Source organism: Pseudomonas fluorescens (genome assembly GCF_002837185.1).
Lineage (GTDB): Bacteria > Pseudomonadota > Gammaproteobacteria > Pseudomonadales > Pseudomonadaceae > Aquipseudomonas > Aquipseudomonas fluorescens_AM.
Window position 1 is genome coordinate 208,679 of the sequence record NZ_KZ477991.1, and the last position, 18,678, is coordinate 227,356.

Annotated in this window: 20 protein-coding genes; 6 read left to right on the forward strand and 14 right to left on the reverse strand. The window is 62.4% G+C overall.

The window, feature by feature from the left end; translation table 11 throughout:
- Positions 1–41: 41 nt before the first annotated feature.
- From lptE to CIB54_RS09395, 4 genes are all read left to right on the forward strand, one after another.
- The gene (gene lptE, locus CIB54_RS09380; RefSeq protein WP_065952065.1) at positions 42–647 is read left to right on the forward strand and encodes an LPS-assembly lipoprotein LptE; all 606 of its coding nucleotides are present in this window, start codon (positions 42–44) and stop codon (positions 645–647) included.
- Between the two features lie 39 nt (positions 648–686).
- The gene (gene holA / locus CIB54_RS09385; protein WP_101219635.1) at positions 687–1,724 is read left to right on the forward strand and encodes a DNA polymerase III subunit delta; all 1,038 of its coding nucleotides are present in this window, start codon (positions 687–689) and stop codon (positions 1,722–1,724) included.
- 209 nt (positions 1,725–1,933) lie between these two features.
- Positions 1,934–2,098, forward strand: a complete 165-nt coding sequence (gene arfA, locus CIB54_RS09390) for an alternative ribosome rescue factor ArfA (RefSeq protein ID WP_065952063.1) — start codon at positions 1,934–1,936, stop codon at positions 2,096–2,098.
- A gap of 62 nt (positions 2,099–2,160) precedes the next feature.
- On the forward strand, positions 2,161–3,486 hold the full coding sequence (locus tag CIB54_RS09395) for a lytic murein transglycosylase (protein WP_101219637.1): 1,326 nt from the start codon (positions 2,161–2,163) through the stop codon (positions 3,484–3,486).
- Between the two features lie 131 nt (positions 3,487–3,617).
- Here the strand turns inward: CIB54_RS09395 and CIB54_RS09400 are convergent, their stop codons facing one another.
- The 13 genes from CIB54_RS09400 to CIB54_RS09460 form a co-directional block, all read right to left on the reverse strand.
- On the reverse strand, positions 3,618–4,538 hold the full coding sequence (locus CIB54_RS09400; RefSeq protein ID WP_101219639.1) for a S66 peptidase family protein: 921 nt from the start codon (positions 4,536–4,538) through the stop codon (positions 3,618–3,620).
- Positions 4,539–4,689: 151 nt separating this feature from the next.
- Positions 4,690–5,691 carry a lipoyl synthase gene (lipA, locus tag CIB54_RS09405; RefSeq protein ID WP_162276339.1) on the reverse strand — a complete coding sequence of 334 codons (1,002 nt, stop codon included), beginning with the start codon at positions 5,689–5,691 and terminating at the stop codon, positions 4,690–4,692.
- Between the two features lie 25 nt (positions 5,692–5,716).
- Positions 5,717–6,364, reverse strand: coding sequence for a lipoyl(octanoyl) transferase LipB (gene lipB / locus CIB54_RS09410; protein WP_065952060.1), 648 nt, complete (start codon positions 6,362–6,364; stop codon positions 5,717–5,719).
- On the reverse strand, positions 6,364–6,639 hold the full coding sequence (locus CIB54_RS09415) for a DUF493 domain-containing protein (RefSeq protein ID WP_065886843.1): 276 nt from the start codon (positions 6,637–6,639) through the stop codon (positions 6,364–6,366). The genes lipB and CIB54_RS09415 overlap by 1 nt, the downstream gene beginning before the upstream one ends.
- Before the next feature lie 84 nt (positions 6,640–6,723).
- Positions 6,724–7,881 carry a D-alanyl-D-alanine carboxypeptidase family protein gene (locus tag CIB54_RS09420; RefSeq protein WP_065952059.1) on the reverse strand — a complete coding sequence of 386 codons (1,158 nt, stop codon included), beginning with the start codon at positions 7,879–7,881 and terminating at the stop codon, positions 6,724–6,726.
- 184 nt (positions 7,882–8,065) lie between these two features.
- Entirely contained in the window at positions 8,066–9,070 is a 1,005-nt protein-coding gene (locus tag CIB54_RS09425) for a septal ring lytic transglycosylase RlpA family protein (RefSeq protein ID WP_065952058.1), read from the reverse strand.
- Positions 9,070–10,080, reverse strand: a complete 1,011-nt coding sequence (gene mltB, locus CIB54_RS09430; RefSeq protein WP_065952057.1) for a lytic murein transglycosylase B — start codon at positions 10,078–10,080, stop codon at positions 9,070–9,072. The genes CIB54_RS09425 and mltB overlap by 1 nt, the downstream gene beginning before the upstream one ends.
- Before the next feature lie 17 nt (positions 10,081–10,097).
- Complete coding sequence (gene rodA / locus CIB54_RS09435) at positions 10,098–11,201, reverse strand: rod shape-determining protein RodA (protein ID WP_065952056.1); 1,104 nt, start codon at positions 11,199–11,201, stop codon at positions 10,098–10,100.
- A gap of 31 nt (positions 11,202–11,232) precedes the next feature.
- Complete coding sequence (gene mrdA / locus CIB54_RS09440; RefSeq protein ID WP_065952055.1) at positions 11,233–13,131, reverse strand: penicillin-binding protein 2; 1,899 nt, start codon at positions 13,129–13,131, stop codon at positions 11,233–11,235.
- A gap of 15 nt (positions 13,132–13,146) precedes the next feature.
- Positions 13,147–13,614 (reverse strand): 23S rRNA (pseudouridine(1915)-N(3))-methyltransferase RlmH, encoded by a 468-nt coding sequence (gene rlmH, locus CIB54_RS09445; protein ID WP_003176297.1) that lies wholly within the window; start codon positions 13,612–13,614, stop codon positions 13,147–13,149.
- Positions 13,615–13,623: 9 nt separating this feature from the next.
- Entirely contained in the window at positions 13,624–14,118 is a 495-nt protein-coding gene (gene rsfS / locus CIB54_RS09450) for a ribosome silencing factor (protein WP_003237041.1), read from the reverse strand.
- Positions 14,119–14,187: 69 nt separating this feature from the next.
- Positions 14,188–14,832: a nicotinate-nucleotide adenylyltransferase gene (nadD, locus tag CIB54_RS09455; RefSeq protein WP_065952054.1), complete on the reverse strand. Its 645-nt coding sequence runs from the start codon at positions 14,830–14,832 to the stop codon at positions 14,188–14,190.
- Positions 14,832–16,097, reverse strand: coding sequence for a glutamate-5-semialdehyde dehydrogenase (locus tag CIB54_RS09460; RefSeq protein ID WP_101219641.1), 1,266 nt, complete (start codon positions 16,095–16,097; stop codon positions 14,832–14,834). The genes nadD and CIB54_RS09460 overlap by 1 nt, the downstream gene beginning before the upstream one ends.
- Positions 16,098–16,272: 175 nt before the next feature.
- Here CIB54_RS09460 and CIB54_RS09465 point away from each other — a divergent pair, with 175 nt between their 5' ends.
- Positions 16,273–16,956, forward strand: a complete 684-nt coding sequence (locus CIB54_RS09465) for a DNA-3-methyladenine glycosylase (RefSeq protein ID WP_065952052.1) — start codon at positions 16,273–16,275, stop codon at positions 16,954–16,956.
- Between the two features lie 95 nt (positions 16,957–17,051).
- Entirely contained in the window at positions 17,052–18,368 is a 1,317-nt protein-coding gene (locus CIB54_RS09470; RefSeq protein ID WP_101219643.1) for a bifunctional DedA family/phosphatase PAP2 family protein, read from the forward strand.
- On the opposite strand, the gene CIB54_RS09475 is transcribed toward CIB54_RS09470, so the two are convergent.
- Positions 18,362–18,577, reverse strand: coding sequence for a hypothetical protein (locus tag CIB54_RS09475; protein WP_065952214.1), 216 nt, complete (start codon positions 18,575–18,577; stop codon positions 18,362–18,364). The genes CIB54_RS09470 and CIB54_RS09475 overlap by 7 nt on opposite strands.
- Between the last annotated feature and the right edge of the window lie 101 nt (positions 18,578–18,678).

Consider the following 18,678-nt stretch of genomic DNA (forward strand, 5'->3'; position numbering starts at 1 on the left):
GGCCTCGATAAGGCCCGCCTGGTTTCAAGGGGAGCAACAACATGATCAAACGCAATCTGCTGGTAATGGGCCTGGCCGTTCTGTTGAGCGCTTGCGGCTTCCAGCTGCGCGGCACCGGCACCAATGAATTGTCGCTCAAGGAACTCGACGTCAGCGCGCGTAACGCCTATGGCGAAACCGTGACTCAGCTGCGCCAGAGCCTGGAAAACGCCGGCGTGCATGTCTATACCGGCGCTACCTACAAGCTGAACCTGGTCGATGAGCGCGAAACCCAGCGCAACATCAGCTACGCCAGTGCCGGCCGCGCGTCCGACATCGAGTTGGCCACCACCGTCAGCTTCGAAGTACAGGGCCGCGATAACTTGCCGCTGATGGGCGACAAGATCCAGGTGCAGAAAGTTGTGAGCCACGACGGCAACAACCTGGTGGGTTCGGACTCCGAGACCCTCCAGGTCCGCAAGGAAATGCGTCGTGAGCTGGTTCAGCGCATGATGACTCGCCTGCAACTGCTCACCCCGGAAAAACTGGCGGAGTTGCAGCAGATCGCCGACAACAAGGCCAAGGCTGACGCCGATGCCCTGAAGGCTGCGCAAGAGTATGAAGACAACACGCCGAAACAGTCGCCTGTTGAAGTACCTGTCGAGTAAGCCAAACGGGGCGCTGCTGGCGCCCCGTTCGCCCTGCCTATGAAGCTCGCCCCCGCCCAACTCGCCAAACACCTGCAAGGTGGCCTCGCGCCTGTCTATATCGTCAGCGGCGATGACCCGTTGCTGTGTCAGGAAGCAGCCGACGCCATTCGCTCGGCGGCGCGCCAGCAAGGTTTCGATGAACGCCAGGTGTTCAGTGCCGACGCCAGTTTCGACTGGGGAACGTTGCTGCAAGCCGGCGCGAGCATGTCGCTGTTTGCCGAAAAACGCCTGCTGGAACTGCGCCTGCCCTCGGGCAAGCCGGGCGATAAAGGCGCGGCAGCGTTGATCGAATATTGCTCGCGCCCTGCTGAAGATACGGTGTTGCTGATCAGCCTGCCCAAGCTGGATGGCAGTGCGCAGAAAACCAAATGGGGCAAGGCGCTGGTGGAAGGCCCGCAGACCCAGTTCGTTCAGATCTGGCCGGTGGACAGCAGCCAGCTGCCGCAGTGGATTCGCCAACGCCTGTCACAGGCGGGGATGGCGGCCACGCAAGAGGCCGTCGAGCTGATCGCCGCCAGGGTCGAAGGCAACCTGCTTGCCGCCGCCCAGGAGATCGAAAAGCTCAAGCTGATGGCCGAAGAGGGGCAGATCACCGTCGAAACCGTGCAGGGCGCGGTGGCTGACAGTGCGCGCTTTGATGTTTTCGGGCTGGTGGACGCGATACTCAACGGTGAACCCGCTCACGCCCTGCGCATGCTCGAGGGGCTGCGTGGCGAGGGTGTGGAACCGCCGGTGATTCTCTGGGCCCTGGCCCGGGAACTGCGGGTACTGGCCAACATTGCCTTGCAATACAGCCAGGGCACGCCGCTGGACAAATGCTTCAGCCAGGCCCGGCCGCCGGTGTGGGACAAGCGCAAGCCCCTGATGAGCAAGGCCCTGCAACGGCACTCGGCGCAACGCTGGGCGCAACTGTTGCTGGAAGCGCAGCGCATCGATGCACAGATCAAGGGCCAGGCGGCCGGTTCGCCCTGGATGAGCCTGAGCCGCTTGTCGCTGCTGATGGCCGGCCAGCGCCTGGCGTTGCCTGCCGAGTAACCTGTCCATCAGTAACACCGCGCAACAATGTGGGAGGGGGCTTGCCCCCGATAGCGGTGGACCAGTCAATTCATCAGGTGACTGACACACCGCAATCGGGGGCAAGCCCCCTCCCACATTTTGATTGCGTTTACAATTTTCGGGCTTTACAGCACCGCTACTTAGGCAGATTATTTTCCCCGCTCCATCCATCCAGCGAGAGACCGACCATGAGCAAAAAGCCATCCAAGCATGGCCCGAACAAGGCCAAATCCATCATCGCCCAGCCACTGTTCCGCAGCCGTCAGGAACGCGCCGGCAAGGGCAAAGGCAGCTACCGCCGCGAAGCCTTCCAGTCTGACAGCTGGGAGGCTTCTTACTTTGTGGCTGCCTGAAGGCAAGCGCCCCTCTGGCATGATAAGGTCTGCACTGGATTTGTAACCCCCTGGACCTGTGCATGCCCTCTAGTCTTTCCCGTCGCTGGCACCTTCGCCAGTTGATTGCTGCCTCCAGCCTCATTCTGCTAGTCGCCTGCGCGGAAAAACCCACCGCCGCGGACGCTCAACCCCTGCCCGCGCTCAAGACCGCACCGGCCGTCGCGCCTGCCGTCGTGGCGCCGCTGGCGGTGGACAACCTGAACATCCAACCGACCCAGACCTTCGCCGAATGGCAGGCCGGGTTCCGTGCACAGGCCCTGCAAGCCGGGATCACGGCGCAAGTCTTCGATAACGCCTTCGCCGGCGTCAGCCCGGACATGGCCGTGATTCGCGCCGACCGCAGCCAGCCGGAGTTTTCCCGTCCGGTGTGGGAATACATCGATGGCGCGCTGTCGCCGCTGCGCGTGCGCAACGGCCAGGCGTTGCTGGTCAAATACGCCGATATCCTGCAGCGCATCGAGGAGCGTTACGGCGTTGATCGCCAGGCACTGGTCTCGGTGTGGGGCATGGAAAGCAACTTCGGCCAGTTCCAGGGCAATAACTCGGTGATCCGCTCCCTCGCGACCCTGGCCTATGAAGGCCGCCGCCCGGCGTTTGCACAGGCGCAACTGCTGGCGGCGTTGCAGATCATCCAGCACGGCGATATCCCGGCCGACCAGATGAAAGGCTCCTGGGCCGGTGCGATGGGCCAGACCCAATTCATCCCCACCACCTACAACACCCACGCGGTGGATTTCGACGGTGACGGTCGCCGCGATATCTGGAACAGCCCGGGTGACGCCCTCGCCTCCACCGCCCATTACCTGCAAAGCTCCGGGTGGCAGAAAGGCCAGCCGTGGGGCGTCGAGGTGCAGCAACTGCCCTCGGGCTTCGACTATTCCCTGGCCGATGGTGGCATCCGCAAGACCGTCGCCGAATGGCTCAAACTGGGCATCCAACTGCCGCCCGGCGTGAGCCTGCCGGCCAACGTCGAGCAGCTGTCCGCCGCCCTGCTGCTGCCGGCCGGCTACCGTGGCCCGGCATTCCTGGTGCTGGATAACTTCCGTGCGATCCTCAAGTACAACAATTCGTCGTCCTATGCGCTGGCCGTTGGCCTGCTGTCGGAGCGCTTTGGTGGCGGTGGAGTGATTCGCGGGAGCTGGCCAAAGGATGAGCTGCCGCTGAGCCGCTCGCAACGTATCGACCTGCAGACGGCGCTCAGCGCCAAAGGCTATGACGCGGGCAATGCCGACGGGATCATCGGCGCCAACACACGCAAGGCGATTCGGGCGGCGCAGCAAGCGTTGGGCTGGCCGGCGGATGGGTATCCGACGGTGAAGTTGCTGGAGGCGGTGCAGGGCCTATAGATTGGCGTATGGCGACTACCGTCATCGGGGGCAAGCCCCCTCCCACAATTGGACCCTGTACACCCTTTGGAATGCAGTCAAATGTGGGAGGGGGCTTGCCCCCGATAGCGGTTTAGCAGTCGACGATTATTTCAAGGGTTGAACACCACATCCTGCTCCAACACCACCCGCTGTTCCCCCGCATCCAACCGCACCAGCGCGCCCATCGGCAGCGTCAGGTTCGGGTCGCAGTGCCCGCTGCGCCAACCAGCCAGCACCGGAACGCACAGCGGTTCGAAGGTCTGTTTCAACAGTCGTTCAAGCGCCACCTGATCCACACCGGCCACATCCCCCACCAACACTCCCGCAATCTGATCCAGTTTGCCCGCCAGGCGCAGATGCGTCAGCAAGCGGTCGATGCGATAGAGCGGCTCGTTGACGTCCTCGATAAACAGGATGATGCCTTCAGCGTCAACTTCATAAGCGGTGCCCATCACCGCCGCAATCATCGATAAGTTACCGCCCAGCAAGCGCCCGCAGGCGATGCCTGGCTCGATCGTGGTCAAGGGGTAGGCCACCGGGTGCGCGAGCACACTGCCGGCGCCCAACTGGCCACGCAACAGGCTGAACAGCGAGGACTCGGTAGGGGGTTGCTTGTCACCGAGCAGGTCTGCATTGAGCATCGGCCCGTGGAATGTGACGAAGCCGGCATAGCGGTTGATGGCCAGGTGCAAGGCGGTGATATCGCTGTAGCCGACGAAAGGCTTGGGGTTGGCGCGCAGCAGGTCGAAGTCCAGTGCATCAAGTAAACGTGGCGAACCGTAGCCGCCGCGCAGGCAGAAGATGGCATCGATTTCGGGGTCGGCGAAGGCGGCGTGAAGGTCGTTCAGACGCACTTGATCGCTGCCGGCCAGGTAGCCGTCGCGTTCATACACACCGGGGAAAATTCGCAGTTCATAGCCACGGGTGCGCATCCATTGCCCGGCTTTTTCGACGTCCAGCGCAGCAGGACCGGCGGGGGCGATCAGGCCAATGGTGCCTTCGAGGCGCAATGCAGGTACGGCGGCAGTCATGCACAATTCTCCCTAATATGACGCATAACGAAATGTGGGAGGGGGCTTGCCCCCGATGGCGATGTATCAGTCACTCATGTATTGACTGTCACACCGCAATCGGGGGCAAGCCCCCTCCCACATCGGACCTGCGGTGTTGCACAGGCCAGTGTTACGAAACCAGGCTCGCCTTGACCAGCTTGGCCTGCTCATCGGCGTGATACGAAGACCGTACCAGCGGGCCCGATGCGACGTTCTTGAAGCCCATCTTGTAACCTTCCTCGGCGAACCAGGCGAAGGTGTCCGGGTGCACGAAACGTTGCACCGGCAAGTGGCTGCGGGACGGTTGCAGGTATTGGCCCAGGGTCAGCATGTCAATGTCATGCTCGCGCATGCGCTTCATGACTTCGATGACTTCTTCGTCGGTTTCGCCCAGGCCCAGCATCAGGCCGGACTTGGTCGGAATGTGCGGCATCATCTGCTTGAACTTCTGCAGCAGGGTCAGCGACCACTGGTAATCCGAACCCGGACGCGCAGCCTTGTACAGGCGCGGCACGGTTTCCAGGTTGTGGTTGAACACATCCGGCGGCTCGGCGGCGGTGATTTCCAGCGCCACGTCCATGCGACCGCGGTAGTCGGGCACCAGGGTTTCGAGCATCACGTTGGGCGACAGCTTGCGGATTTCGCGAATGCAGTCGGCAAAGTGCTGGGCGCCGCCGTCACGCAAGTCGTCACGGTCGACCGAGGTGATCACCACGTATTTGAGTTTCAGGTCGGCGATGGCGATGGCCAGGCTTTGCGGCTCGTTGACGTCCAGCGGCTTCGGCCGGCCGTGGCCCACGTCGCAGAACGGGCAACGACGGGTGCAGATGTCACCCATGATCATGAAGGTGGCAGTACCGCCGGAGAAGCATTCACCCAGGTTCGGGCACGACGCTTCTTCGCACACGCTGTGCAGCTTGTGTTTGCGCAGCAGCGCCTTGATACGGTCGACTTCCGGCGAGACCGGAATACGCACGCGAATCCAGTCAGGCTTTTTCGGCAGTTCGGTGGTCGGAATGATCTTCACCGGGATGCGTGCAACCTTCTCGGCGCCGCGCAGCTTGACGCCGGCTTCCACCTTGGCACGCGGGGCCGGGGCTGGACGCTCGGTGATGTCCAGCGTCGGGATCATGGTTTGCACAACATCAGTAGTCATATCAATCGATTCCGCCCGTCAGGGTCGTCTGCTCAGCATAGTCGAGGTGTTTGACGAGCTGCGCGCGCAGCCGGGCACTTACCTCGGCAAATTCTATGGGTGTTGCATGGTCGCTCAACTGGGTCATCGCCAGCCCCGCATAACCGCACGGGTTGATCCGTCGGAACGGGGCCAGGTCCATGTCCACATTCAGGGCCAGGCCATGAAAGGAACAACCGTGCCGGATACGCAATCCGAGGGAGGCGATTTTCGCGCCATCCACATACACACCTGGTGCATCGGGCTTGGCCGCGGCGGTCACGCCGTAACTGGCCAGCAGCTCGATCAGGCAAGCCTCCATGCGGCTGACCAGATCACGTACACCAAACCCCAACTTGCGCACATCCAGCAACAGGTAGGCAACCAGTTGGCCAGGCCCATGGTAAGTCACTTGACCCCCTCGGTCGACCTGCACCACCGGAATATCACCCGGCAGCAGCAGATGCTCAGCCTTGCCGGCCTGGCCCTGGGTGAACACCGGCGGGTGCTCGACCAGCCAGATTTCATCCGCTGCCGCGCTGCCGCGCTCGTTGGTGAAGCGCTGCATGGCGTGCCAGACGGGCTCGTAGTCCATCCGGCCGAGCTCGCGAACGCCCAGGACGTGCGACATCACAGCACCATGTGCACGAAGCCGGTAGCCCGCAGTTCGCTGTTGATGTTGTAGAGCTGGTCCTGATCCGTCGCAACGATGTGCAACTGGATCGTCGTGTACTTACCCGTGGAGCTGGAACGTTCGTCCACACGGTTGTCGTTGATCGTCGCGTGTTTGCGCACAATCTCAAGAATTGTGTCTTTGCGACCTACGCCGGTATCGCTGATCACCTTGATGGGATAATCCGTCACCGGGAATTCGATCTTTGGCGCCTTTACTTCTTTATCGGTCATGGCAGAACGGCCTCGTAAGCGGTAAGCCGTGGCGACGGCAAAGCCCCGCGCCGGATCAACGCGGGGCTTTGCAGGTGCACACAATCAGTTGAACAAGCCGTAGAAGAATAGACGGATGCTATCCCACACGCGGCGGAAGATACCACCTTCGTCGACGGCGTCCAGTGCGATCAGGTCGGCGCTGTGCACCACCTTGTCGTCCAGCTTGACTTCAACCTTACCGATCACATCACCCTTGGCGATTGGCGCAACCAGTTGCGGGTTCAGGGTCATGCTGGCAGCGAGCTTTTTCAGCTGGCCTTTAGGCATGGTCAGGGTCAGGTCATCGGCCAGGCCGGCCTTGACCTGGGAGGTCGCGCCCTTCCATACCGGTGCGGTCGCAAGCTCGGTGCCCTTCTGGTAGAAGGTCTGGGTTTCGAAGAAGCGGAAGCCGTAGGTCAGCAGTTTTTGCGTCTCGGCCGCACGGGCCTGCTCGCTGTTGGTGCCGAAGACCACGGCGATCAGGCGCTGGCCATCACGTACGGCGGACGACACCATGCAGTAGCCGGCTTCGTCGGTGTGACCGGTTTTCAGGCCGTCGACGGTCTTGTCGCGCCACAGCAACAGGTTGCGGTTAGGCTGCTTGATGTTGTTCCAGAAGAACTCCTTCTGGGAGTAGATCGCGTAGTGCACCGGGTCGACACGGATGATCGCGCGGGCCAGGATTGCCATGTCGTGAGCCGACGAATAATGCTCCGGGTTCGGCAGGCCGGTCGGGTTCATGAAGTGGCTGTTGGTCATGCCCAGGTCGCCGGCCGTCTTGTTCATCATGTCGGCGAACGCATCTTCGCTGCCGGCGATGTGTTCGGCCAGGGCTACGCTGGCGTCGTTGCCGGACTGGATGATGATGCCGTGCAGCAGGTCGCTGACAGTGACCTGCGAGCCGACCTTGATGAACATCCGCGAACCACCGGTACGCCAGGCGTTTTCGCTGACGGTCACCGGATCGTTCTCGCCGATCTGGCCGCGACGGATTTCCAGGGTCGCGATGTAGGCGGTCATCAGCTTGGTCAGGCTGGCAGGCGGCAGACGCACGTCACCACCGTTTTCGACCAGCACGTTGCCACTGGCGGCATCCATGAGGACCCAGGCCTTGGCGGCCAGTTGCGGGGAAGCCGGCACCATCTCAACCGCCCAGGCGGCCGGGGTGATGATCAGCGAGATAAGCAGGCACGTACGTTTGGCTAAGGTGGTGATGTTCATCCGTCTCTCGAAATTGCTTATGGAAACTTGCCCTCGCGGGCAAAACTATTCAGACAGCCCGCTTCCAGACTGTCACGTGTTCGGTTGCCCGCTCACCCCTTGCCCCTGGGTTTTTATTGTTCAACGAGCCAACAACCAGGGCCCGGGCACGCGCACGCGCCTGAACCTTCAATCCTGTATTGCTTTATTCCGCGGTCACTACGCTGGGTTGCCCCAGGTTAGCCAGGCGCACGCTGTTCTGCACTTGCGCAACCTCGCTCGGCGAGCCGATCGGCCCCATGCGCACACGGTGCAGGGTCTGCTGGTTACGCACGATGGAGCTGATGAACACCGGCGCGCTGACCATGCCGCTGAGCTTGGACCTTAACAGTTCTGCCGCATCCGGGTTGGCGAAAGCGCCCACCTGCAGGTACTGCCCGCCCACCTTGGAGGCACCGGGCGCCGCATGGGGCACGACCACGGTGTCCGGAGCATGCTGCGCCGGCGGCGGTGTCCATTGTTCGATCTTGCCGGTCGACGCCGTCACTTGCGGTTGCGGGGTTTGCGGCTCGTTGAGCATCAACGGCGCCGGCTTGCCACGCTGGGCCCAGTACTGCGCCGGGTCGATGCCTTCGACTTTCACCCGTGCGGTACCGATTTCGGCGTAACCGAGTTTCTTCGCAGCGGCATAGGAGAGGTCGATGATCCGGTCCGAATAGAACGGCCCACGGTCGTTGACCCGCAGGATCACGGTGCGGTTGTTGTCCAGGTTGGTCACGCGCACGTAGCTGGGCAGCGGCAGGGTCTTGTGCGCCGCACTCATGCCGTACAGGTCATACACTTCGCCGTTGGCGGTGTTCTGGCCGTGGAACTTGGTGCCGTACCAGGACGCCGTGCCCGACTGCACGTAGGTCCTGGATTCCTGCAGCGGGAAGTAATTCTTGCCCAGCACGGTATAGGGGTTGGCCTTGTAGGGGCCGGAGTGCAGGGTTGGCGTGGCATCCGGGATCTTGGACACATCCACATCCCACCACGGCGCGCCGTCCTTGTGCGCACGGTTGATGTCCAGGCCCGGCTGGGCGCGAACCACCGCGCCGCCGGCCTTCTTGGCTGGCGCTCGATTCGGCGTCGTGGAGCAACTGGCGACCAGCAGGGACAACGCGGCGAACGCCACCAGCTTGAGCGGTTTTTTGAACGGCGATACCCGCATTACTTGTTGCCCCGTGCTTGAACCAGCTCGTCTGACAGCTGATGCACGGCCATGGCGTACATCACACTGCGGTTATAACGCGTGATTGCGTAGAAATTCTTCAGGCCCATCCAGTATTCCGGGCCATTTTCACCTTCGAGGCGGAACGCCGTCACCGGCATATCATCACGTGGCGCATTCTGACTCGACCAGCCCAGCGCTCGCAACTCCCCGACGGTCTTCACCGGGTCGATACCCTGGGTCAGGCCTTCATCGGCGCGCTCGCCCGTCACATCGGCGCGGACCACCACCGGTTCTCCGCCCACCCAGCCGTGACGCTTGAAGTAGCTGGCCACGCTGCCGATGGCATCGTCGGGGTTGCTCCAGATATTGATATGCCCGTCGCCGTCGAAATCCACCGCGTAGGCGCGAAAGCTGCTCGGCATGAACTGCGGCAAGCCCATCGCCCCGGCGTACGAGCCCTTGAGGGTCATCGGGTCGACCTGTTCTTCGCGGGCCAGCAGCAGGAATTCGCGCAGCTCCTTGCGGAAGAACTCGGCGCGCGGCGGGTAATCGAAGCCCAGGGTCGACAACGCGTCGATCACCCGGTAACTGCCGGTGTTGCGCCCGTAGAAGGTTTCAATGCCGATGATCGCGACGATGACCTGGGCCGGCACGCCGTATTCCTGCTCGGCGCGGGCCAATACCGCCTCGTGCTGGCGCCAGAAGTCCACGCCCCGGGCCACGCGGGCGTCGGTGAGGAACATCGGGCGATATTCCTTCCACTGCTTGACCCGCTCGGCCGGGCGCGAGATGGCGTCGAGGATCGCCTGCTTCTTGCGGGCTTCGCGAAACACGCCCATCAGCTGTTCACCGGCGAAACCGTAGTCGCGGGTCATCTCACCGACGAATTCGGCGACCTGAGGTGAGCCATCGTAGTCACCGGCCTGCGCCTCCTGCGTGGCGCCCAGCAGCCCAATCAGGCCCATCCAGGACGCATGCCGAGTGGCCCAGCCGCGCATTACTTGCATTGACATCTTCACCTTATTCAAACCTGAGCGATCCATTTGCGATGCGTATGAATCGACATCAAAACCCCAAACGCTGACAGCAATGTCACCAGCGAAGTTCCGCCGTAGCTAATGAATGGCAACGGCACCCCAACCACCGGCAGCAGGCCACTGACCATACCGATGTTGACGAAAACATAAACAAAAAACGTCATGGTCAGACTGCCGGCCAGCAACTTGCCGAACAGCGTCTGCGCCTGTGCGGTAATCACCAGCCCGCGCCCGATCAACAGCAAATAGATCAGCAGCAGCGCACAAATGCCTACCAGGCCGAACTCTTCGCCCATCACCGCGATAATGAAGTCGGTGTGGCTTTCGGGCAAAAAGTCCAGGTGCGATTGGGTACCCAGCAGCCAGCCCTTGCCGAACACGCCGCCGGAGCCGATGGCGGCCTTGGACTGGATGATGTTCCAGCCCGTACCCAGCGGGTCGCTTTCGGGGTCGAGGAACGTCAGGATCCGCTGCTTCTGGTAGTCGTGCATAAAGAAGAACCACATGGCCACCGCCACCGGCACGGCAGCGGCCAGCACGCTGAGAATCCAGCGCCAGCGCAGGCCGCCCATGAACAGCACGAACGCGCCGCCCGCCAGGATCAGCAACGAAGTGCCGAGGTCCGGCTGGCGCACGATAAGAATGAACGGCACGCCGATCAGGACCAGGCTGATCCCCACATGCTTGAGCTGTGGCGGCAAGGTGCGCTTGGACAGGTACCAGGCGATGGTGGCCGGCATCAGGATTTTCATGAATTCCGACGGCTGGAAGCGAATCACCCCCGGAATGTTGATCCAGCGGGTCGCGCCCATGGCGTTGTGACCCATCACGTCCACCACCACCAGCAGCAACACTCCGGCGACATAACCCAGCGGCACCCAGCGCGCCATGAAACGCGGCTCGAGCTGGGCGATCACCACCATCGACAACAGGCCCAGGCCGAATGACGACGCTTGCTTGATCAGCAGGTCCCAGTTCTTGCCGCTGGCCGAATACAGCACGAACAGACTGCCAGCCGCCAGTATCAGCAGCAGCACCAGCAACGGGCCATCAATGTGCATGCGTTGCAGCAACGTCGCACGGCGACGCATCACATCTTCACTGGAGAGGATGCGGTCAAAATTACTCTTCACGGGCCGTAACCTCGGGGCTTGAAGGGGGGCCGCCATATTCGGGCTTGAGCTTGCCGTCGGGGGCCAGCAGCCAGGCATCCATGATCTGGCGCACCACAGGCGCGGCCACACCGGAGCCGGACTCGCCGTTCTCCACCATCACCGCCACCACGATTTTCGGGTCATCGGCAGGGGCAAAGCCGACAAACAAGGCGTGGTCGCGGTGGCGCTCCTGCACCTTGGAGCGGTCATATTTTTCACCCTGCTTGATCGCGACCACCTGAGCGGTACCGCTCTTGCCGGCGATGCGGTATTGCGCGCCGAGCGCCGCCTTGCGTGCGGTGCCGCGAGCGCCATGCATCACCTGCTGCATGCCGTGATTGACCTTGGCCCAGTCGGACGGGTCGCGCAGCACGATGTCGGGGATCGGGTTCTCATCCACCGGTTTCTCACCTTCGATGGTCCTGGCCAGGTGCGGCCGGTTCCACACGCCCTTGTTCGCCACCAGCGCCGTTGCCTGGGCCAGTTGCAGCGGGGTGGCCTGCATATAGCCCTGGCCAATGCCGAGGATCAGGGTTTCGCCGGGGAACCACGCCTGGCGGCGCGTCGCGCGCTTCCATTCGCGCGACGGCATCAGGCCGGGAGACTCTTCGAACATGTCCAGGGAGACCTTCTGACCGAGGCCGAACTTGCCCATGTAGGCCGCCAGGCGATCGATCCCCAGCTTGTGGGCCAGGTCATAAAAGTAGGTGTCGTTGGAGCGCATGATGGCGGTGTCCAGGTCGACATAGCCGTCACCGGAGCGGTTCCAGTTACGGTATTTGTGATCGTAGTTGGGCAGCATGTAATAGCCGGGGTCATAGACCCGGCTCGACGCGGTGACCACCCCCGAATCCAGGCCGGCAATCGCCACCGCCGGCTTGATGGTCGACCCCGGCGGATACAGGCCGCGCAGCACCCGGTTGAACAGCGGCCGGTCGATGGAGTCGCGCAACTCGGCGTAGGCCTTGAAGCTGATACCGGTCACGAACAGGTTGGGGTCGAAACTCGGCTGGCTGACCATGGCCAGGACTTCGCCAGTCTTCGGGTCCAGCGCCACCACCGCACCGCGACGACCGCCCAGCGCCATTTCGGCGGCTTCCTGCAACTTGATGTCCAGGCTCAGCACGATGTCCTTGCCCGGCAATGGGTCAGTGCGCTTGAGCACGCGCAGCACGCGGCCACGGGCGTTGGTCTCGACCTCTTCGTAACCCACCTGGCCGTGCAGTTCGGGCTCGTAGAAACGCTCGATGCCGGTTTTGCCGATGTGATGGGTGCCGCTGTAATTGACCGGATCGAGGCTTTTCAGCTCTTTCTCGTTGATGCGCCCCATATAGCCGACCGAGTGGGCAAAGTGCGGCCCCTGCGGGTAATGCCGCACCAACTGCGCCACCACTTCCACGCCGGGCAGGCGGAACTGGTTCACTGCGATCCGCGCGATCTGCTCTTCGTTGAGCTCGAACAGGATCGGCACCGGCTCGAAAGGCCGGCGCCCCTGCTTCATGCGTTTCTCGAAAATCCCCCGGTCTTCCGGCGTCAGCTGCAGCACTTCGACAATCACATCGAGCACTTGCTGCCAGTCACCGGAACGCTCGCGGGTCATGCTCAGGCTGAAGCTGGGCCGGTTATCCGCCACCACCACGCCATTGCGGTCGAAAATCAGCCCACGGGTCGGCGGGATCGGCTGCACATGCACCCGATTGTTTTCCGACAAGGTGGAGTGATACTCGTACTGGATCACCTGCAGGTAATACAGACGGGCGATCAGCACACCAATCAACGCCACCACCATGATCGCGCCAAACACCACGCGCGCGCGTACAAGACGTGCGTCCTTCTCGTGGTCCTTGATGCGGATTGGCTGGGTCATCGACAATGGCGCAGATTATTTGTGATAAGGGTGCCCGGACAGAACTGTCCAGGCGCGATACAGCTGTTCACCGATCAGGATCCTTACCAACGGGTGCGGCAGCGTGAGCGCCGACAGCGACCAGCGCTGATCGGCCCGCGCACAGACTTCCGGCGCCAGCCCTTCGGGACCGCCGACCATGAAGTTGACGGTGCGCGAATCCAGGCGCCAGCGGTCCAGTTCCACCGCCAACTGCTCGGTGCTCCAGGGCTTGCCGTGCACTTCAAGAGTGACGATGCGCTCGTTGGGGCCGACCTTGGCCAACATGGCTTCGCCTTCCTGACGGATAAAGCGCGCCACGTCGGCGTTCTTGCCCCGGGTATTGAGCGGTATTTCCACCAGCTCAAGCGAAAGCTCGGCAGGCAGGCGCTTGGCATACTCGTGCCAGCCCTCTTCCACCCACTTGGGCATGCGTGAACCGACAGCGATCAGACGCAGGCGCACAGCCGTTCCTTATTCCTGGTCTTTGTTGAGCTTGTCGAAGTGCGCATGGCCCACTTCCGGGCTGTGGTGCTTGCCATCGGCGGCACGGCTCTGCTCGGCGCCTTTCCACAGACGCTCCAGGTCGTAGAACTGACGGGCGTTGGAGGTCATCATGTGCACGATCACGTCGTCCATGTCCAGCAGCACCCAGTCGCTGTCGCCCTTGCCTTCTTCACCCAGCGGCTTCACGCCCTGGGCTTTGACGGCTTCGCGCACCTTGTCCAGCATCGCGCCGATCTGGCGGTTGGAGGTACCGGTGGCGATGATCATGTAGTCGGTGATGCTCTGCTTGTCGCGTACGTCCAGCACCTGGATGTCCTGGGCTTTCACGTCTTCCAGGGCCGCCACGGCGACTTTTACCAGCTCTTCGCCAGCCAGTTCCGGGCCAACGTGGGCTTCTACCGGCAGCGGTGCGCTTTTGAAGGTGCCTTTGCGCTTAACTTTGCTTACGTCTTTGTTCGTCATATAAAACTCGTTTTGCTCGTATGTTCGGGCGCTCGCTGCACGATGGTACGTAGCGACAAGCGCGCCTTTTCAGTTCGACGCACGGTAAAGCCCGTGCGCATCGATGTAGGCCAGGACCGCGTCAGGCACCAGGAAACGTACCGACTTACCGCTGGCCAGCAGTTGACGGATCTGGGTGGCGGACACCGCAAGCGGGGTCTGCCAGACGAATGCAATATTCCCGTTCGGCCCGGTCAGGGCCAAGGGGTCACTTACCGACCGCGCAGCCAGCAGGTTGCGCAAGGCATCCGGCGGTTCGCTGTCGGCATCCGGGCGTTGCAGAACCAGGATGTGGCAATGCTGGAGGAGTTCCTCCCAGCGGTGCCAAGAGGGCAGGCCGCAAAATGCGTCCCAGCCCAAAAGCAGAAACAACTGGTCATCGGCGGCCAACTCGGCGCGCATCAGCTCCAGGGTATCGACAGTGTAGGACGGTTTATCGCGCTTGAGCTCGCGATCATCCATCACCAGTGGTGCTATGCCCTCCACCGCAACGCGCACCATTTCCAGGCGCTGCTGCGCGGACACCTGCGGCGTATCGCGGTGGGGCGGCCGAAAATTGGGCATCAGGCGCAATTCATCCAACGCCAGGGCATCCGCGACTTCCAGGGCACTGCGCAAATGGCCGATGTGCACGGGGTCGAAAGTACCGCCGAGCAGCCCGATGCGTTTAGCCATCAAGTGCGCACGTGACCGTCGCCGAACACCACGTACTTCTCGCTGGTCAGGCCTTCCAGGCCGACCGGGCCGCGTGCGTGGAGCTTGTCGGTGGAAATGCCGATTTCCGCCCCCAGGCCGTACTCGAAACCATCGGCAAAGCGCGTCGAGGCATTGATCATCACCGAAGCGGAATCCACTTCATTGAGGAAACGCCGGGCATCGCTGAAATGCTCGGAGACGATGGCGTCGGTGTGCTTGGAGCCGTAGGTATTGATGTGTTCGATGGCCTGGTCCAGGTCGTCGACAATGCGGATCGACAGGATCGGCGCCGTGTATTCGGTGTACCAGTCCTGCTCGGTTGCCTCGATCACGTCCGCGCCCAGCAGCGCACGGGTACGCTCGCAACCGCGCAACTCCACGCCCTTGTCGCGGTAAATGGCGGCCAGCGGCGGCAGCACGCGATCGGCAATGCCGGCGTGCACCAGCAGGGTTTCCATGGTGTTGCACGGTGCGTAGCGATGGGTCTTGGCGTTGTCGGCGATGCGGATCGCCTTGTCGAGGTCGGCGGCGATGTCGATAAAGACGTGGCACACGCCGTCCAGGTGCTTGATCACCGGCACCTTGGCGTCGCGGCTGACGCGCTCGATCAGGCTCTTGCCGCCACGGGGCACGATCACGTCAACGAACTCGGGCATGGTAATCAGCGCGCCAACCGCTGCGCGGTCGGTGGTTTCCACCACTTGCACCACCTCGGCGGGCAACTCGGCCACGGCCAGGCCCTGCTGGATGCAGGCCGCGATGGCACGGTTGGAATGGATCGCCTCGGAACCGCCGCGCAGGATGGTGGCGTTGCCCGACTTCAGACACAGGCTCGCGGCGTCGATGGTCACGTTCGGACGCGACTCGTAGATGATGCCGATCACACCCAGGGGGACGCGCATCTTGCCGACCTGAATGCCGGACGGCAGGTAACGCATATCGCGAATTTCACCGATGGGGTCAGGCAACTTGGCCACCTGACGCAAGCCTTCGATCATGTCGTCGATACGCGCCGGGGTCAGTGCCAGACGATCCAGCAGGGCCGGTTCCAGGCCATTGGCGCGGCCGTTGGCCAGGTCCTGGTCGTTGGCGGCGGCCAACTCGGAGCGCGCAGCATCCAGAGCATCGGCGGCGGCCAGCAGGGCACGGTTCTTCTGCGCAGTGCTCGCACGGGCGATCAACCGCGAGGCCTGACGGGCAGCGCGACCCAGGCGGGTCATGTAGTCAAGAACGGACTCAGTCATGGGTCAGGAAGTCTTGGCAAAGAGGAAAGCGGCAGATTATAGCTGTGACGCCGCCTGACTGACAGCGGTGAGGGGCGGATGGTCGAAATGAACTGTAAAAACCTGGGGTTCAGCGGTAATTAAGGTGAGAGTTGTTATGATTCCGTCACATTTAGCCGTAATAACCCTGAACGTTATGCCCACAATGACGCCCGAACGCCCCACCCGCGCCCTCCCCGACAGCTTCTTCGACCGTGACGCCCAGTTGCTCGCGCAAGAACTGCTGGGAAAAGTCATTCGCCATCGTGTCGGCGAAACCTGGCTTTGCGCGCGCATTATCGAAACCGAAGCCTATTACGTGGCCGAAAAAGGCAGTCACGCTTCACTCGGCTACACAGAAAAGCGTAAGGCTTTGTTTCTGGATGGTGGGCATATCTACATGTACTACGCCCGTGGCGGTGATTCGCTGAACTTCAGCGCCCATGGCCCGGGCAATGCCGTGCTGATCAAATCGGCCTATCCCTGGGTCGATGAGGTGTCCGGGCCGGCGAGCCTGGCGCAAATGCTGTTGAACAACCCCAACCCCGACGGTAGCCCGCGCTCCTCGCAGAAACTCTGTGCGGGCCAGACGCTGCTGTGCAAGGCGCTGGGCCTGAAGGTGCCGATGTGGGATGCCAAGCGCTTCGATCAGGAACAGTTGTATGTCGAGGACGTGGGCCAGGTGCCCACGCAGATTATCCAGACCACACGGCTGGGCATTCCCAGTGGACGCGATGAGCATTTGATGTACCGCTTCGTCGATGCTGGCTATGCGCCTTATTGCACACGGAACCCGCTGCGGCGCGGGCAGGTCGAAGGCCGCGATTATTTTTTGATCTGAACAGACTGAACCGGCTGGAATCGATACCTGTCGCACAGAGATTTTAATGTGGGAGGGGGCAAGCGCCCCCTCCCACACTTGATGGAGTGGATTGTATGGGCCAATGGCTCGATAGCATTACCGGCTGGCTGACCCTCAACCCACAATGGCTGGCGGCGGCGGTGTTTATCGTCGCGTGCGTGGAATGCCTGGCCATCGCCGGGCTGATCGTGCCGGGCACGGTGCTGCTGTTTGCGATTGCCGCGCTCGCCGGCAGCGGCGCGCTGTCGTTGAGTGACACCCTGCTGCTGGGCTTCCTTGGCGGTTTATTGGGCGACGGGGTTTCCTACTACCTGGGCCGACATTTCCATCAGAATATCCGGCGTCTGCCCGGCCTGCGTCACCATCCGGAGTGGATGGATGGCGCGCAAACCTACTTCCATAAGTACGGCATCGCCAGCCTGCTGGTCGGGCGCTTCATCGGCCCGTTGCGCCCCATGCTGCCAATGGTCGCCGGCATGTGCGACATGCCGTTCCCGCGCTTCGCGATCGTGAGCGTTATCGCGGCGGCGGGTTGGTCGGTGGCTTATCTGTTGCCGGGCTGGGCTGCCGGTGCTGCGTTCCGCCTGCCCCTGCCCGAAGGTTTCTGGCCGGAAGCGGCGATTGTCGCGGCCTGCCTGGCAGCACTGCTGGGGCTGAGCTTGAACAGCAGCTTGCGCGGCCATCGTCGAGCCACCCTGTGGACCGGCTGCGCCAGCCTGACGTTGCTGGTCGCGCTGTTTATCGGCTACTCGCATCTCAACGATTTCGACCAGGGCCTGAGCGCATTGGTGCAGGAGCATCGCAGCCCGTGGCTCGACGAGGTGATGGTGCGGATCACCCAGTTGGGCGAATTCAAGAAAATGTTCGTCGCCAGCGCGGTGTTTACCGGCCTGTTGTTGCTGGCGCGACAGTGGCGTCATGCCATATTCGTCGGCGCCACGCTGGCGGGCGCCGCCGTGATCAATACCGGCACCAAGCTCTTCTTCGCCCGCGGGCGCCCGGAGATCCTGACCGACCCCCTCACCAGTTTCAGCATGCCCAGCGGCCATGCCTCCGGCGCGTTTGCGTTCTTCCTGGCCCTGGCGGTACTGGCCGGCCGAGGCCAACCCACGCGACTGCGCCTGACCTGGCTGCTGCTGGGCTGCATACCTGCCGCGTTCATCGCGTTGTCGCGGGTCTACCTGGGCGCTCACTGGCCTACGGATATCCTGGCCGGTACGCTCTTGGCCATGAGCGTGTGCGCATTGAGCCTCACCCTTATCCAATACCGCAGCCCGTTGCCGCCGATGACGCAAAAAGCCTGGTGGCTGGTCTTGCCCGTGGTGGTGGCGGTGCTCGGCTTTATCGCGTTTACCGGTACGTCCCACGCGCTGCTCAGGTACGCCTACTGACCTTTGGCCGGGCCAATCCAGTCCACCGACGCGCTGCGACGTTCAACACAACGCTCGCGTCGTTCCAGCAGCATTTCATCGGCAATGTCGGCGGCGTGCTCGGCGATGTATTGCGCGCCCCGCGTGGGATCGTGCTGGAGCAGGTGGGTGGTCACGCTGACAAAATACGCGTCCCAGGCGACTTGTTCCGAGGGTGTCAGCTGAAGCATGGTCATCTCCGATCATTGGGGTGTGATCGGAAAATAGTGCGGGTCGGGGGCCCAGGAAGCGACCAAACAAAGTCTGAAAACCCCGCCAGGAAAGTCCGAAG

Coding starts and splice junctions, on each gene's coding strand:
- mrdA (WP_065952055.1), bottom strand. CDS start 13,131: ATGACCCAGCCAATCCGCATCAAGGACCACGAGAAGGACGCACGTCTT.
- rodA (WP_065952056.1), bottom strand. CDS start 11,201: ATGCGTCGCCGTGCGACGTTGCTGCAACGCATGCACATTGATGGCCCG.
- lptE (WP_065952065.1), top strand. CDS start 42: ATGATCAAACGCAATCTGCTGGTAATGGGCCTGGCCGTTCTGTTGAGC.
- CIB54_RS09420 (WP_065952059.1), bottom strand. CDS start 7,881: ATGAACATCACCACCTTAGCCAAACGTACGTGCCTGCTTATCTCGCTG.
- CIB54_RS09470 (WP_101219643.1), top strand. CDS start 17,052: ATGGGCCAATGGCTCGATAGCATTACCGGCTGGCTGACCCTCAACCCA.
- CIB54_RS09475 (WP_065952214.1), bottom strand. CDS start 18,577: ATGCTTCAGCTGACACCCTCGGAACAAGTCGCCTGGGACGCGTATTTT.
- CIB54_RS09400 (WP_101219639.1), bottom strand. CDS start 4,538: ATGACTGCCGCCGTACCTGCATTGCGCCTCGAAGGCACCATTGGCCTG.
- CIB54_RS09460 (WP_101219641.1), bottom strand. CDS start 16,097: ATGACTGAGTCCGTTCTTGACTACATGACCCGCCTGGGTCGCGCTGCC.
- mltB (WP_065952057.1), bottom strand. CDS start 10,080: ATGCAAGTAATGCGCGGCTGGGCCACTCGGCATGCGTCCTGGATGGGC.
- rsfS (WP_003237041.1), bottom strand. CDS start 14,118: ATGACGAACAAAGACGTAAGCAAAGTTAAGCGCAAAGGCACCTTCAAA.
- nadD (WP_065952054.1), bottom strand. CDS start 14,832: ATGGCTAAACGCATCGGGCTGCTCGGCGGTACTTTCGACCCCGTGCAC.
- CIB54_RS09415 (WP_065886843.1), bottom strand. CDS start 6,639: ATGACCGATAAAGAAGTAAAGGCGCCAAAGATCGAATTCCCGGTGACG.
- arfA (WP_065952063.1), top strand. CDS start 1,934: ATGAGCAAAAAGCCATCCAAGCATGGCCCGAACAAGGCCAAATCCATC.
- lipA (WP_162276339.1), bottom strand. CDS start 5,691: ATGATCCCGACGCTGGACATCACCGAGCGTCCAGCCCCGGCCCCGCGT.
- CIB54_RS09395 (WP_101219637.1), top strand. CDS start 2,161: ATGCCCTCTAGTCTTTCCCGTCGCTGGCACCTTCGCCAGTTGATTGCT.
- CIB54_RS09425 (WP_065952058.1), bottom strand. CDS start 9,070: ATGCGGGTATCGCCGTTCAAAAAACCGCTCAAGCTGGTGGCGTTCGCC.
- lipB (WP_065952060.1), bottom strand. CDS start 6,364: ATGTCGCACGTCCTGGGCGTTCGCGAGCTCGGCCGGATGGACTACGAG.
- holA (WP_101219635.1), top strand. CDS start 687: ATGAAGCTCGCCCCCGCCCAACTCGCCAAACACCTGCAAGGTGGCCTC.
- CIB54_RS09465 (WP_065952052.1), top strand. CDS start 16,273: ATGCCCACAATGACGCCCGAACGCCCCACCCGCGCCCTCCCCGACAGC.